Origin of the sequence: Tabrizicola sp., assembly GCF_030373185.1 — a bacterium.
In the GTDB taxonomy this organism is placed as follows: domain Bacteria; phylum Pseudomonadota; class Alphaproteobacteria; order Rhodobacterales; family Rhodobacteraceae; genus Tabrizicola.
The window spans coordinates 110,769-124,036 of sequence record NZ_JAUCZH010000001.1; the positions used below are offsets into that span (position 1 = coordinate 110,769).

The 13,268-nt window shown below is 65.1% G+C and carries 12 protein-coding genes; 3 read left to right on the forward strand and 9 right to left on the reverse strand.

What is annotated here, in order from left to right:
• Window position 1: 1 nt before the first annotated feature.
• From QUV21_RS00555 to QUV21_RS00590, 8 genes are all read right to left on the reverse strand, one after another.
• Entirely contained in the window at window positions 2-1,114 is a 1,113-nt protein-coding gene (locus QUV21_RS00555) for an iron-containing alcohol dehydrogenase (RefSeq protein ID WP_300852379.1), read from the reverse strand.
• Window positions 1,111-2,025 carry a dihydrodipicolinate synthase family protein gene (locus QUV21_RS00560; RefSeq protein WP_300852380.1) on the reverse strand — a complete coding sequence of 305 codons (915 nt, stop codon included), beginning with the start codon at window positions 2,023-2,025 and terminating at the stop codon, window positions 1,111-1,113. Before QUV21_RS00560 ends, QUV21_RS00555 begins: the two co-directional genes overlap by 4 nt.
• A complete protein-coding gene (pdxA, locus tag QUV21_RS00565) occupies window positions 2,022-2,975 on the reverse strand; it encodes a 4-hydroxythreonine-4-phosphate dehydrogenase PdxA (RefSeq protein ID WP_300852382.1) in 954 nt (317 codons plus the stop codon). The genes QUV21_RS00560 and pdxA overlap by 4 nt, the downstream gene beginning before the upstream one ends.
• Window positions 2,972-3,970: an oligopeptide/dipeptide ABC transporter ATP-binding protein gene (locus QUV21_RS00570; RefSeq protein WP_300852384.1), complete on the reverse strand. Its 999-nt coding sequence runs from the start codon at window positions 3,968-3,970 to the stop codon at window positions 2,972-2,974. Before QUV21_RS00570 ends, pdxA begins: the two co-directional genes overlap by 4 nt.
• Window positions 3,967-4,947: an ABC transporter ATP-binding protein gene (locus tag QUV21_RS00575; protein ID WP_300852386.1), complete on the reverse strand. Its 981-nt coding sequence runs from the start codon at window positions 4,945-4,947 to the stop codon at window positions 3,967-3,969. The genes QUV21_RS00570 and QUV21_RS00575 overlap by 4 nt, the downstream gene beginning before the upstream one ends.
• Complete coding sequence (locus tag QUV21_RS00580) at window positions 4,944-5,885, reverse strand: ABC transporter permease (protein WP_300852387.1); 942 nt, start codon at window positions 5,883-5,885, stop codon at window positions 4,944-4,946. Before QUV21_RS00580 ends, QUV21_RS00575 begins: the two co-directional genes overlap by 4 nt.
• Window position 5,886: 1 nt before the next feature.
• On the reverse strand, window positions 5,887-6,840 hold the full coding sequence (locus tag QUV21_RS00585) for an ABC transporter permease (protein ID WP_300852389.1): 954 nt from the start codon (window positions 6,838-6,840) through the stop codon (window positions 5,887-5,889).
• Between the two features lie 65 nt (window positions 6,841-6,905).
• On the reverse strand, window positions 6,906-8,543 hold the full coding sequence (locus QUV21_RS00590; protein ID WP_300852390.1) for an ABC transporter substrate-binding protein: 1,638 nt from the start codon (window positions 8,541-8,543) through the stop codon (window positions 6,906-6,908).
• A gap of 266 nt (window positions 8,544-8,809) precedes the next feature.
• Here QUV21_RS00590 and QUV21_RS00595 point away from each other — a divergent pair, with 266 nt between their 5' ends.
• Together QUV21_RS00595 and dusA are read left to right on the forward strand one after the other, a co-directional pair.
• Window positions 8,810-9,976: an exo-alpha-sialidase gene (locus tag QUV21_RS00595; protein ID WP_300852392.1), complete on the forward strand. Its 1,167-nt coding sequence runs from the start codon at window positions 8,810-8,812 to the stop codon at window positions 9,974-9,976.
• A gap of 129 nt (window positions 9,977-10,105) precedes the next feature.
• The gene (gene dusA / locus QUV21_RS00600) at window positions 10,106-11,101 is read left to right on the forward strand and encodes a tRNA dihydrouridine(20/20a) synthase DusA (protein ID WP_300852394.1); all 996 of its coding nucleotides are present in this window, start codon (window positions 10,106-10,108) and stop codon (window positions 11,099-11,101) included.
• Here the strand turns inward: dusA and QUV21_RS00605 are convergent.
• A complete protein-coding gene (locus QUV21_RS00605; protein ID WP_300852396.1) occupies window positions 11,080-12,273 on the reverse strand; it encodes a multidrug effflux MFS transporter in 1,194 nt (397 codons plus the stop codon). The two genes, dusA and QUV21_RS00605, sit on opposite strands and share 22 nt — an antisense overlap.
• A gap of 171 nt (window positions 12,274-12,444) precedes the next feature.
• Here QUV21_RS00605 and QUV21_RS00610 point away from each other — a divergent pair, with 171 nt between their 5' ends.
• Window positions 12,445-13,263 carry a sulfite exporter TauE/SafE family protein gene (locus tag QUV21_RS00610; protein ID WP_300852398.1) on the forward strand — a complete coding sequence of 273 codons (819 nt, stop codon included), beginning with the start codon at window positions 12,445-12,447 and terminating at the stop codon, window positions 13,261-13,263.
• Window positions 13,264-13,268 lie beyond the last annotated feature (5 nt).

Here is a 13,268-nt window from a genome sequence, read left to right on the forward strand (position 1 = left end):
GCTAGAAAGCCGCGCGATAGATCGCCTCGACCTCTGTGACCGACATGTCGCGCGGGTTGTTGTCCATCAGGCGGCGGATGGCATGGGCCTCGACCGCCCACCCTGCAAGCTGCGCTTCGGTGGCGCCATTGTCGCGCAGCCGCATCGTCACGCCAAGCCGCGCACACCAGGCGCTTGCGGCCGTCAGCAGGTCACCCTGCAAACCCAGCATCCCTGCGATCCGGGCGGTCTTTTCCGGCACAACCGGGGCGTTGAAGGCCAGCACATGCGGAAAGATGATCGCATTTGCCAGCCCATGCGGCAGCTTCAGCCGCGTGCCAAGGGGATAGGCCAGCGCATGCCCTGCGGCGGTATTGACCGGCCCAAGGCAGATGCCGCCGTAATAGGCCGCCAGCAACAGCCCGGCCCGTGCCTCGGCATCCGCGCCATCGGCGACGGCCCGGGGAAGATGGCGGGCGACAAGCTCGATCCCCATCACGGCATAGCTGTCGATCAGGGGGTGCGACTTGCGGTTTGTGAAAGCCTCCACGCAATGCGCCATCGCGTCGATGCCGGTGGCGGCGGTCACGGCGGGCGGCAGGGTCTTGGTCAGCCCGGGGTCCATCGCCACCATGTCGGCCAGAAGGTGCGGGCTTTCGACCGCCACCTTCATGCCGGTCGCGGCGTCTGTCACCAGCGCCCGAATACCCGCCTCGGACCCGGTTCCGGCGGTTGTCGGCACCAGCGCCAGTGCGTTCTGCCGCCTGGCCACCCTGTTCGGGCCGATGATCTCGGCCAGCACCTGCGGACCGCGCAAGACCGTCACCAGCTTTGCCAGATCCATCACCGACCCGCCACCGAAGCCGACCACAAGATCGGGCGCGGCGGCTTTCGCAGCCTCCAGCGCCAGCGCCAGATTGTCGGTATCGGGTTCCGGCTGCACTCCGTCGAACACCGACACCGCCCCTGGCAGGTCAAGCGCTGCCACGCGCCCGGCCATCGAGCGCTGCGTCAGCACAAGGACGCGCTGGAAGCCTTCGGCCCTGGCCCAGGCCCCGACTTCGGCCGCCGTGCCGGTGCCGAACTCCACCCGGCGGGGCTGATGGATACGCAAGGGGCGAAAGAGGTCGGTCATGCGGCAAAGTCCTTCACGCTGGCACCGATGGCGGTCAACCGGTGTTTCAGATCGTCCAGTTCGGCGGGGGTCAGGCCCACCAGCGGCGGGCGCGTCCGGGTCCAGAGTGCTGCGCCGTGGCGGTAGGCGACCATCGCCTTGATCGCCGGGATCTGGGTGTAGGAGTTGGAGAGGTCGCGGAACGCATTGATCCGCGCCTGCGCCGCCTCTACCTCGGCCTTGCGGCTGGGGTCGGCGTGGTGGCGAAAGACCGTGGCAAGGCTGTCGGCCACAAGGTTGGAGGTTGCGGTAATGCAGCCCGCACCGCCCATGCCCAGCAGCGGCAGAAGCAGAGGGTCCGCCCCTGCCAGAACGGCAAAGCCCGGGAAACGGGCGATCATCGCGGACATGTTCTCGATCTTGCCGGCCGAGTCCTTGATGCCCACCACCGTTTGCGGAAAGGCCGTCACCAGCCGCTCGATCAACTCATGGCTGATCGGTACGCTGGACACTTGCGGGATGTGATAGAGAACCAGCTGAAGACGGCTATCGCCAATGGTTTCAATAACATGCGCATAGGCGCGAAACAGGCCCTCGTCACTGACGCCCTTGTAGTAGCTGGGCGGCAGCATCACTACCCGGGTGACCCCCAGCGACAGGGCATGGCGGGTCAGTTCGACGGTTTCCGGCAAGGCGTTGACCCCGGTGCCGGGCATCAGCCGCCCGGCCCCCACGGCCCCCACGCCAGCCTCAAGGATCGACCGCCGCTCTGCCAGTGAAAACGAGTTCGCCTCGCCTGTCGTGCCAAGCAGCGCGATCCCGTCGCAGCCATCGGCGATCAGCGCCTTGGCATGGGCGGTGAAGGCCCCAAGGTCGGGCGACAGGTCCGCGTTCAGCGGCGTCGTCGAGGCACAAAAGACACCGCTGATCATGTCGGTCTCCGGGTTGCGGCCATGCGGCGGGCATAGCCAAGCGCATGGTCCAGGTTGACGTTCTTCGCGATGCCCTTGCCCGCGATGTCGAAGGCGGTGCCGTGATCGACCGAACAGCGGTCGATCGGCAGGCCAAGGCTGACGTTCACCGCCGTGTCGAAGGCCACCAGCTTGATCGGGATATGCCCCTGGTCGTGATACTGCGCGACGATCAGGTCAAAGCCGCCTTCATAGGCGCGGTGAAACACGGTATCCGCAGGCACCGGGCCGTGCGCGTCGATCCCCTCGGCCCGGGCGGCGGCAACCGCCGGGGCGATCTGGGTGTCATCCTCATCGCCGAAAAGGCCGCCCTCGCCGCAATGCGGGTTCAACCCCGCCACCGCGATACGCGGGGTCATCCCAAGCCGCAGGAATTGCTGATGCCCGGCTCGGATCGCCGCCAGAATCCGCTCGGTTCGCGCCCGGTCGATGGCACCTTTCAAGGAAACATGGGTCGAGACATGGATCACGTTCAGCCGTTCCGAGGTCAGCAACATGAAGCTGGACTTCGCCCCGGTCAGGGCCGCCAGCATGCCGGTATGCCCGTCGTAGTGATGCCCCGCCGCGTTCAGCGCCGCCTTGTTGATCGGGGCGGTGACGATCCCGGCGATCTTGCCCGCCTCGGCCTGCCGCACGGCAGCCTCGATAAAGCGAAAACAGGCCTCGCCCCCGCGTTCGTCAAGCCTGCCGAAGGGGATGACGCCGCCCGGAATATGGGTCTGGTGCAGGTCAAGTGCGGCCAGATCCAGTCCCGTCCCCAGCACCTTTTCCGCGGCTGCAAGACTGTCCGCATTGCCGAAGATGCGATAACCCCGCCGCGCCTCGGGCGACATTGCCGCCAGAGACTTGACGATGATTTCAGGTCCGACCCCTGCCGGGTCGCCCATGGTGATGCCGATAGGCAGGGTCATGCCGGTCCTTCCCAGTTTGTCCGTCCCGGTCCCGTGACCGCGTGGCAGGCGACGTGGTGGCTTGGCCCCACCTCGCGCCAGTCGGGAACCGAGGTCTTGCAGATGTCGCGCGCCAGTGGACAGCGCGGGTGAAAGCGGCACCCGGTCGGCGGGTTCAGGGGCGAGGGAACCTCGCCCACCAGCCGCTGCCGGTTCCGTGGCGCGCGTGGGTTCGGTTCTGGCACCGCTGACAAAAGCGCGCGGGTGTAGGGGTGCAGCGGCTCGGCGAACAGGGCCGAAGACGGCGCCAGTTCCGCCAGCCGCCCCAGATACATCACGCCGACCCGGTCGCTGATATGCCGCACCACCGCCAGATCATGCGCGATGAAAAGATAGGTCAGCCCGTATTTCTGTTGCAGGTCCAGAAGCAGGTTCAGGATCTGCGCCTGCACTGACACATCAAGCGCCGAGATCGCCTCGTCGCAGACGATGAACCGGGGCTGACAGGCCAGCGCGCGGGCAATCGCCACCCGCTGCCTTTGCCCGCCGGAAAGTTCATGCGGGTAGCGGTTGGCAAAGCGGGGTGTCATGCCCACGTCTTCCAGAAGCCGCGTGACGCGTGCCGGGATTTCCGCTTTCGGGGCAAGGCCATGGAAGCGGATCGGTTCCGCCAAAGCCTCGCCGATCGTCATCCTTGGGTTCAACGTCGAATAGGGGTCTTGGAACACGATCTGCAAGTCACGCCGCAAAGGGCGCATCGCGTCTTCGTCAAGGCCTGCGATGTCCTGCCCCTTGTAGCGCACCGACCCGGCCGAGGGGCGTTGCAGGTTCAGGATGGCGAACCCCGTGGTCGACTTGCCGCAGCCGGATTCGCCGACAAGGCTCAGCGTCTCGCCTTCGATGATATCGGCGGTGAAATCGTCCAGCGCGCGAACGACGGCCTGCTTTTCGCCAAACGCGCCCAGACGGATGTCATAGCGTTTCGCCAGCCCGCGGATTTCCAGAAGTGCCGTCATGCCACGCCCTCCAGCACCACAGGACAGGCGACCTTGTGCCGCCTGTCGCCCGGCATCGCCTGCAACTTCGGCACCGACTGGCTGCACGACGGCTGCACGAAACCGCAGCGCGGCGCAAAGGGGCAGCCGGGCGGGCGCCGTCCCGGTTCGGGTGGGGTGCCGGGGATCGAAGGCAACCGCTCCATCGCAGCGCCTGCCAGCGTGGGCAATGACCCAAGAAGTGCGCGGGTATAGGGATGCGTGGGCCGGTCAAAGATCGCCTCAACCGGGGCATCCTCGACCACGGTTCCCGCGTAAAGGACGGCGATCCGGTCGGCGAGACCGGCGATCAGCGCAAGGTCATGGGTGATCCAGACGACCGACATTTTCAGCCGGTCCTTCAACTCACGCACAAGGTCCACGATCTGCGCCTGGATGGTCACGTCCAAGGCCGTTGTCGGCTCATCCGCGATCAGCATCTTCGGGTTGCCCGCCAGCCCCATCGCGATCATCACCCGCTGGCGCATGCCGCCAGAAAGCTCATGCGGCCAGGCATTTGCCCGCTCCTCCGGTGCCGGGATGCCGACGAGCGCCAGCAGTTCCACCGCCTGCGCCTTCGCCGCTGCCTTGGTCATACCCTTTTGGTAGACCAGCGCCTCGGCGATCTGGTCGCCGACGCGGATCACCGGGTTGAGGCTGGTCATCGGATCCTGGAAGATGAAGCCGATTTCCGACCCCCGCACCTTCCGCAGTTCTTTTGCCGACAGTTTCAGCAGGTCGCGCCCGCCAAACAGCGCCTTACCCCCCGTCGCGCGAATACGGTTCGGCAACAGGCCGACCAGTGACATCATGGTCAGGGACTTGCCGCAGCCTGATTCTCCGACGATGCCAAGGCTTTCGCCTTCCGTCACGCTCAGGTCGATGCCGTCCACCACCCGCGCCGGACCGCTGTCGCGGGCAATGTCGATGGTCAGGCCCTTGATCTCCAGCAAGGTCATTTCTGCCCCTTCGGGTTCAGTGCGTCGTTCAGCCCGTCGCCAAGGAAGTTGAACGCCACGGTCACCACCGCCAGCACCGCCGCAGGGGCGGCCAGAAGGTGCGGATAATTGGTCCAGACGCGCAAGCCGTCGGAAATCATGTTGCCCCAGCTTGGGGTTGGCGGGGTGACCCCCACGCCAAGGAAGGAAAACGCCGATTCCAGAACCATCGCCGTCCCCAACCCCGCAGATACAGCCACGATCAGCGGCCCCATCGCGTTCGGCAGGACATAGCGCGTCAGGATCAGCCGGTTGGTCAGCCCCATCGCCCGCGCCGCAGTGACATAGGGTCGCCGCCGCACCGACAGCACCTGCGCGCGCACCAGCCGCGCATAGGGCGGCCAGGTGATCAGTGCCATCGCCCCGAAAACCAAAACGAAATCAATGATCTGCGAGTTGCGCCAGATCGGGTTCAGCGTCTCCATGTAGCGCGCTTCCATCCACAGGCTGATCGGCTGCTTCAGGCTTGCGTTGATCACCACGACCAGCAGAAGCTGCGGCACGGACATGGTGATGTCGGTGAACCACATCACGAAGCGGTCAAACCAGCCGCCGTAAAACCCCGCGATGGACCCCAGCACCACACCGATCAGCACGGCAACCACCGTCACACCCACCGCCACCATGAACGCCGTCCGCGCGCCATAGATCAGGCGGGACATCACGTCGCGGCCAAGGTCATCAGTTCCCAGCCAGTGCTGCGCGGAAGGTGGCTGGTTCCGCAGATCCAGGTTCTGCGACAGGAAATCATAGGGCGACAACCACGGGCCAAAGACCGCCACCACCACCAGCGCCGCGATGATCACCAGCCCCGCCACCGCCAGACGGTTGCGCCGCAAACGCCGCCAGGCATCGCGCCAAAGGCTTGAAGGCCGGTCCTCGATGTCGATCATCGCCATTTCAGGATCCCTTCACATCAGCTGCGCGGGGGTCGAGCAGCGGATAGAGAAGATCGACCAGCAGGTTCGACGCCATGACCAGGAACGACCCGATCAGCGTGACCGCAAGGATCACCGGGTAATCGTTGTTGATCAGCGCCTGCACGGTCAGACGGCCAAGCCCGGGCAGGCCGAACACCAGTTCGACGAAGATCGCGCCGTTGACGATGGTGATCATGATCAGCCCCAGTTGCGTGACCACCGGCGTCAGCACGGGGCGCAGGATGTGGCGCAGGGCCACGACGATTTCCGGCACGCCCTTGGCGCGGGCGGTCCTGACGTAATCCTCGCTCATCACCTCGATCACCGCCGCCCTCGTCTGGCGCAGGATCAGCGCGATGGGCTGGAACGACAGCACGATGAGAGGCAGGATCAGCTTGACGCTGAAGATGCCGCCCCAGCCATAAGGCACCGCGCCATCGGGCAGCACCATCAGCAGAAGCACCATAAGAAGCGGCCCCGCCACATAGGCCGGGATCGCCCACAGGGCCACCGCCGTCCCGAGGATGAAGTAATCCAGCCGCGAGTTCTGCCGCAGCCCCGCCACCATCCCCAGCGGCACCGCGACCAGCGCGGTCACCAAGATCGTCATCAGCCCCAGCGCCCCCGACACTGGCGCCGCCGCCGAGACCATCGCCCAGACCGACCGGCCCGAGGTCAGCGAGTTGCCGAAATTGCCTTGCAGCAGGTTTCCGATGTAGCTGAAGAACTGCACCAGAAAAGGCCGGTCCAGCCCGGCTTCGACCCGGATCGCCTCGATCTTCACCGGATCATAGGCGACGTCGCCGGGCGCACGCAGGAAGATCAGCTTGATCGGATCGCCGGCGCCATAAAAGGCCAGCGCATAGACCCCCAACATCACCAGAAGCACCGAAGGCACCCAGACAATCAGACGGCGAAGGACATGGGCAAGCATGAGACGCTTTCAAAGGTGAAAACGGGGCAGGGGACCAGCCCCCGCCCCGCCATTGTGTTGTCAGGTCAGACGATGGAGACGGCCCAGGGCGCAACCACTTGCCAGTCCAGGTTCTTTTCCATCCCTGTCACATTCGCGGTCGCCCAGCGGCTCATCGTCTGCTTGTACCAGGGGATGAACATGAAGTCGTCGCGGAAGATCCGCTGCGCTTCCTGCGCCTTGGCGACGCGGGCCGGGTCGTCGGCGGGCAGGGCCAGCGCCTCGGCGATCAGGGCGTCAACGGCATCGTTCTTGTAGCCGCCCATCTTGCCCTGGGCATTGCCCGACCCTGAAGCAATCGACCCTGCCAGATAGCTGGGCGCATCCGGAACCCGGGTTCCCACATCGTCGCGGAAGATCTGGATCGCGTTCTGGTCGGGGCCGGAATACTGGTCCTGCTGCGGTTTCATGTCCACAGCCGAAATCCCAAGGTTCTGCCGCCACTGTTCCGCAATATACTGCGCCGCCGCCTCGTTCGCCGGGCTGGAGATGCCGACAAACATGATCTTCGGCAGCTTCTCCGGCCCGCCGTAGCTGGAGGCCGCCAGCGCTGCCTTTGCCGCTTCGGGATCGAACGGATAGGGCGTGAATGCCGCGTCATCCTCACCGGGAACCGAGTTCATCACCGTGTCGGTCTTCTGGTGCGGACCATCCGGGAAGCTGGCCTTGATCAACCCGTCACGGTCCACCGCAAGGATCAGCGCCTCGCGGACCTTGGGGTCGTCCATCGGTGCGCGGGTGGCGTTGAACCAGAAGTGCTGGCTTGTGGGGATCGTCGGCCCGCCGGCAAAATCGGCCCCCAGGTCCAGCACCATGGTTGAGGTGACAAGTTCCGTATGCGCCTGAAATTCGCCGGATTTCAGCATCTGCGTTGCGGTCACGTTGTCTTCGACCGCCGTCAGCTCGATCCGCGCCAGCTTTGGTGCCGGTCCGAAGAAATTCGGGTTCGGCACCCAGACAACGCTGCCTGCATCCAGATCGACGCTTTCCATCATGAATGGCCCCGAGGTCGCGCCATTTGCACCCAGGAACCAGTCCGCAACCTCGTTGCCATCCGCGCCGCGCGCGACCGAGACCTTGACGATCGGCGCGATGTGGTTGGCAAGCCGCTGGAAGAAGATCGGATCCGGCCCGGCCAGCGTCACGACAAGTTCCCCCTCGCCCGCCACGATGCCCGAGATGTCGGTCGCCGTACCGTCCTTGACCGCGCCGTAGCCCGCAACGCCAGACAGCACCTGATCGACCCGCTGGTTCTTGGTCGAGGGCATCGCCGACAGCTCCCAGCTGCCCTTGACGTCCGCCGCCGTGATCGCCGAACCATCGGCGAATTTCGCGTCCGGGCTGACCTTCAAGGTCCACACCGTGAAATCGGCGTTTGGCGCCCATTCAGTCAGGACATAGGGCTGAATCTCGCCCTTGTCGTTGAAATACATCGCGCTGCCGTTCCAGAACGAGTTCCAGCGGAACGGCACGCCACCACCGCGCAGGGGCGACCAGTCCTGATTGAAGGCGGGGTTGATCGCCTTCAAGACCTGGCCCTCTTGTGCCATCACGATTCGCGCGCCGGGGCCAAAGGCCGCAACCGCCACGGCTGAACCGATCCCGAATTGCATCAGGCTGCGGCGGCTGATGCCTGTCCGCGCCTTGTTCGCTGAGTATTCCATGTCTTCCTCCCGAAAAGCTTTCGCAGCCGTTGCCCGGCCCTCGCCACTCTGTCTAAACAGACTGCCGTGTGACAGGCCTGTCAACTTGTTATTTCTGACCTGACAAGTTGGACTGACCCCTGGCGGATAGCCATGACCCCGCAGGAAAAATATTGCCAATAAAAACAGAGTATTTTGAGCTTCATCCTTGTTTCCGCCGCTGATCCTCTCTTGACAAGCAACTTGACAACTTATGATCTTCTCCTACCCAAACGCACAGGTTTGCAATGTCCGCCTTCCCCGAAAGAGAGTTGTCGACAGCCGAGGTTGAGGCCGCGATGGATGGTCGGTTGCATCATGCGCCCTCAGGCCGGGCCGATGCCTTCCTCCCCTCGCCCATGGTGCAGAATCATGCCGCGAACCTGCATTTTCTGCCCGACGGTCGCCTTGCCTGTGTCTGGTTCGGCGGCACGATGGAGGGGATGGGGGATATTTCCGTCTTTATGTCCACCCTTGGCCCGGACGGCTGGACCGCCGCCCGCCGCCTGTCGGATGATCCGGCAAGGTCCGAACAGAACCCGGTTCTGTTCACGGCCCCGGGTGGCGCGGTCTGGCTTTTTCACACCAGTCAGCCGGGCGGCCGTCAGGACGAATGCGAGATCGTCGCCCGCGTGTCGCGCGACGGGGGCGACAGTTTCGGCCCCGCCCGCCGCATTGGAGACTTTCGCGGTGTCTTTGTCCGCCAGCCCGTCCAGCTTGGTCCGGCGGGGGAATGGCTTTTGCCCGGCTTTCGTTGCATCACCCCCAGCGCCGGGCGCTGGACCGGCGATATCGACAGCGCGGTCATGCTGGTCTCTCGGGACCATGGCCAGACATGGCAAGCGGTCGAGGTTCCGGACAGCCTTGGGGCGGTCCACATGAACCCGGTCGCGCCCAAGGAAGGCGTGATGCCCGCCTTCTACCGCGACCGCTACGCCCGGTGGGTCAGGCGCAGCCTTTCCACCGACGGTGGTCTGACCTGGAGCGCGCCGCAGCCAACCGACCTGCCCAACAACAACTCCTCGGTTCAGGCGATCCGCCTTGCCGATGGCCGTATTGCCATGGTCCTGAACCCGATCAGTGCTGCCCAATCCGACGCCCGCCGCGCCTCGCTTTACGATGAGATCGAGGGCGAGGCCGAGGTGCGGGCGGTGACCGAGGGACCGAAGGCGATCTGGGGCGTTCCCCGCGCCCCGATGGTGCTGGCGCTGTCCGAAGACAATGGCGCGACTTTTCCGATCCTGGTCAAGATCGACGATGGATCGGGCCATGCCCTGTCCAACAACTCGGCCGCCGGAGTGAACCGCGAGCTGTCCTATCCGTCGATCCTGCCGGGCGCGGACGGGGTGCTGCACATTGCCTATACCTATCACCGCCGCGCTATCCGCTATGTGCGGTTTGGCGCGCCGCTTTAGGACATCAGCCCGGGGCGCCTGGACGGAAGGCTGTCGATATACGGGGCAGGGTGGCACGCCCGGGATCGTTTGCGTATGATGGGCCTGAGGGATCTTTCCCATCGCGGGCGCCCCCGAGGAGAAAACTGAATGCCCAAGAACGCAGCCACCACGGCCGCGCGGCTCTCTGTCGCCCCCATGATGGACTGGACCGACCGGCACTGCCGGTTCTTCCACCGCCAGATGACCCGCCGCGCGATGCTTTACACCGAGATGGTCACAGCCCCCGCCATCCTTCACGGGCCGAAGCCGCGTCTCTTGGATTATTCGGCGCAGGAACACCCCGTCGCGCTGCAACTTGGCGGGTCGGATCCGGGCGAACTGGCGCAGGCGGTACGGCTTTCGCGGCCCTGGGGCTATGATGAGATCAATCTCAACTGCGGCTGCCCGTCAGACCGGGTGCAATCGGGCTGTTTCGGCGCAGTCTTGATGGAACGCCCGGCACTTGTCGCCGAATGCGTGGCGGCGATGATCGCGGAAACCGATGTGCCGGTGACGGTGAAATGCCGGATCGGGGTGGATGAACAGGATCCCGAAGCCATCCTCCCCAAGTTCATCGAAACGATCGCCGGGGCCGGGGTCCGCCACATCATCATCCACGCCCGCAAGGCTTGGCTGCAAGGCCTGTCGCCCAAGGAAAACCGTGAGATTCCGCCTCTGGATCATGACCTTGTGCTGCGGATGAAAGAGCTGTTCCCCGACCTGATCATCTGCATCAATGGTGGCATCACCACGCTGGATCAGGCCAAGGCCTTGCTGGATGCGGGCCTCGACGGGGTGATGATCGGCCGCGCCGCTTATCATGATCCGGCCACCACCCTGATCGGGGCCGATGCCCTGTGGGGCGACAGCTTTGCCCCCGATGCCTTTGGCGTCGTCCACGCCATGCGCCCCTATATCGCTGACCATCTCGCCAGCGGCGGACGGCTGCATCAGATCACCCGGCACATGCTCGGCCTGTTCACCGCGCGTCCCGGCGCGCGCGGCTGGCGGCGGGTGCTGTCGGAAGGCGCCTCGCGCCCCGGCGCGGGGCTTGAAGTGCTGGACGCCGCCCTGGCCGAGGTTCAGACCAGCGCCGCCGCCTGACGCGCCGACACCAGCCGCGACAGCGCCAGCACCAGCCCGCCGCACAGCGCAATCGCCCCCAGCATCGGCGTGACCGTGCCGTCAAAGAACGGCCCGGCGGCGGCAATCATCACGCCCCCCGCCAGCATCTGCAATGTCCCGCCAAGAGATGAGGCCAGTCCGGCAATGTCGCCATGCGCGTCAAGCGCCATCACCATGGTCGTGGGAATGATCAGCCCCAGACAGGCATTGGCCAGAAACAGCCCGACAACACAGACCGGCAGGCTTACTCCTCCCGCCAGTGCCAGCGCAAAAAGGGCGATTGTGAACCCGGCAAACCCGACCGAGGCCACCGCCATCACCCGCGCGGCCCCATAGCGCAAACCCAGCGGCCCCGCCGCTTGAGATGCGCCAAAGAACCCGATCGCATTGATTGCAAAAGCCAGCGAAAACCCGGTGGGCGACAGGCCGAAATCGCCGGTATAGACAAAGCTGGCCGAGGCGATGAACACAAAGAAGCTCGCCATTCCAAAGCCGCCCAGAAAGGTCAGCCCCATGAACAAGGGGTCGGTGAACAGCTTCGCCGCCCCGCGCCGCATCACACCAAGGTTCAGCGGCTGGCGGTCTGCCGGGGCAAGGGTCTCGGGCTGGAAAAGCGCAAGGATCGTCAGGCTGGCAAAGGCCGCCACGACCAGCACCCCGAAGATCGCGCGCCAGTCAAGCACCGCCATCACGCCCGACCCCGCCAAGGGGGCCAGCATGGGCGATACGGAAATCACCATCATCACCGCCGCCATCAGCCGCGTTGCGGCATGGCCGGTATACATGTCCCGGATGATCGCGCGCGGCACGACCATCAACGCAGCCCCGCCCAGCCCCTGCACGAAACGCCCCGCCAGAAGCCATTCCACGGTGGGCGCAAAGGTGCAGACCAGAGATCCCAGAATGAACACCGCGATCCCGGCATAAAGCGGGGGCTTGCGCCCTGACCGGTCGGCCCATGGCCCGTAGATCAGCTGCGCCAGACCAAAGGCGATGAAATAGGCGGTGATCGTGCTTTGCATCGCCTGAACCGACCCGCCCAGATCCGCGCCGATCATGGGCATGGCCGGCAGATACATGTCGATCGCAAACGGCCCGATTGAAGAGAGCAACCCCAACACAAGCGCGGGACGCAGAATTCGGTCTGTCATCGGGATACCTTCAGGAACGTAAAACGGCGCAGCAGCCGGCACACAAGGCCGCAGGCCCGGGCGCGAAACCCCGGAATTACAGTTTGGCGCCCGCCTTGACCAGCCCCCTTGACCTCTGGCGCAGGTCCGTCCGTCGAGCTATGTCGGCACGAACAGGACGCAGGTGACCCGATGCCCGAACTTTCCACGCTTCTGCCCATGGTCGCAGCACTTCTGGTGATCGGCGGGTTTGCCGGGGTGATCGGCGGGCTTTTGGGTGTGGGCGGCGGGATCGTGCTGGTCCCCGCTTTCTTCTACGCCTTCGCGCATCTGGGCTATGGCGGGGCGCAGCTGATGCAGGTCTGCGTCGCGACCTCGCTTGCCACCATCGTGATCACCTCGCTCCGGTCGGTTTCCTCGCACAACCGCAAGGGCGCGGTTGACTGGCAGGTGCTGAAGGACTGGGGGCCAATGCTGGTGATCTCGGCCGCAATCGGCACCTATGTCGCCGCGCGGGTGTCGTCGCTGACCCTTCAGGCGGTCTTCGGGGCTTTGGCTGGGCTGGCTGGCCTGTGGATGGCCTTTGGCCGCGACAGCTGGCGTCTTGGATCCACGATGCCGGGCCAGCCTGTGCGCGGCGCCCTTGCCGGCGGGGTCGGGTTCTTTTCCGCGATGATGGGCATCGGCGGCGGCACTTTCGGAGTGCCGCTGATGACGCTTTACGCCATGCCGATCCACCGTGCGGTGGCCACGGCCTCGGGCTTTGGCGTTCTGATCGCGGTGCCTGCCGTGCTGGGGTTCCTGCTTCTGCCCGTGGCCGAGGCACCGCCCTACAGCATCGGCGCGGTGAACCTGCCTGCCTTCCTTGTCGTCATCGGCACCACACTTCTGACCACGCCGCTTGGCGTTCGCCTCGCGCATGCGATGAACCCCAAACCCCTGAAACGCGCCTTTGCGATCTTTCTGACGCTGGTGGCGCTCAACATGCTGCGCAAGGTTCTGGGGTGGTAGGGGCC

Bases quoted from the DNA above. Each gene is read 5' to 3' on its own strand.
- QUV21_RS00555 (WP_300852379.1), bottom strand. From the start codon at position 1,114: ATGACCGACCTCTTTCGCCCCTTGCGTATCCATCAGCCCCGCCGGGTG.
- QUV21_RS00560 (WP_300852380.1), bottom strand. From the start codon at position 2,025: ATGATCAGCGGTGTCTTTTGTGCCTCGACGACGCCGCTGAACGCGGAC.
- pdxA (WP_300852382.1), bottom strand. From the start codon at position 2,975: ATGACCCTGCCTATCGGCATCACCATGGGCGACCCGGCAGGGGTCGGA.
- QUV21_RS00570 (WP_300852384.1), bottom strand. From the start codon at position 3,970: ATGACGGCACTTCTGGAAATCCGCGGGCTGGCGAAACGCTATGACATC.
- QUV21_RS00575 (WP_300852386.1), bottom strand. From the start codon at position 4,947: ATGACCTTGCTGGAGATCAAGGGCCTGACCATCGACATTGCCCGCGAC.
- QUV21_RS00580 (WP_300852387.1), bottom strand. From the start codon at position 5,885: ATGGCGATGATCGACATCGAGGACCGGCCTTCAAGCCTTTGGCGCGAT.
- QUV21_RS00585 (WP_300852389.1), bottom strand. From the start codon at position 6,840: ATGCTTGCCCATGTCCTTCGCCGTCTGATTGTCTGGGTGCCTTCGGTG.
- QUV21_RS00590 (WP_300852390.1), bottom strand. From the start codon at position 8,543: ATGGAATACTCAGCGAACAAGGCGCGGACAGGCATCAGCCGCCGCAGC.
- QUV21_RS00595 (WP_300852392.1), top strand. From the start codon at position 8,810: ATGTCCGCCTTCCCCGAAAGAGAGTTGTCGACAGCCGAGGTTGAGGCC.
- dusA (WP_300852394.1), top strand. From the start codon at position 10,106: ATGCCCAAGAACGCAGCCACCACGGCCGCGCGGCTCTCTGTCGCCCCC.
- QUV21_RS00605 (WP_300852396.1), bottom strand. From the start codon at position 12,273: ATGACAGACCGAATTCTGCGTCCCGCGCTTGTGTTGGGGTTGCTCTCT.
- QUV21_RS00610 (WP_300852398.1), top strand. From the start codon at position 12,445: ATGCCCGAACTTTCCACGCTTCTGCCCATGGTCGCAGCACTTCTGGTG.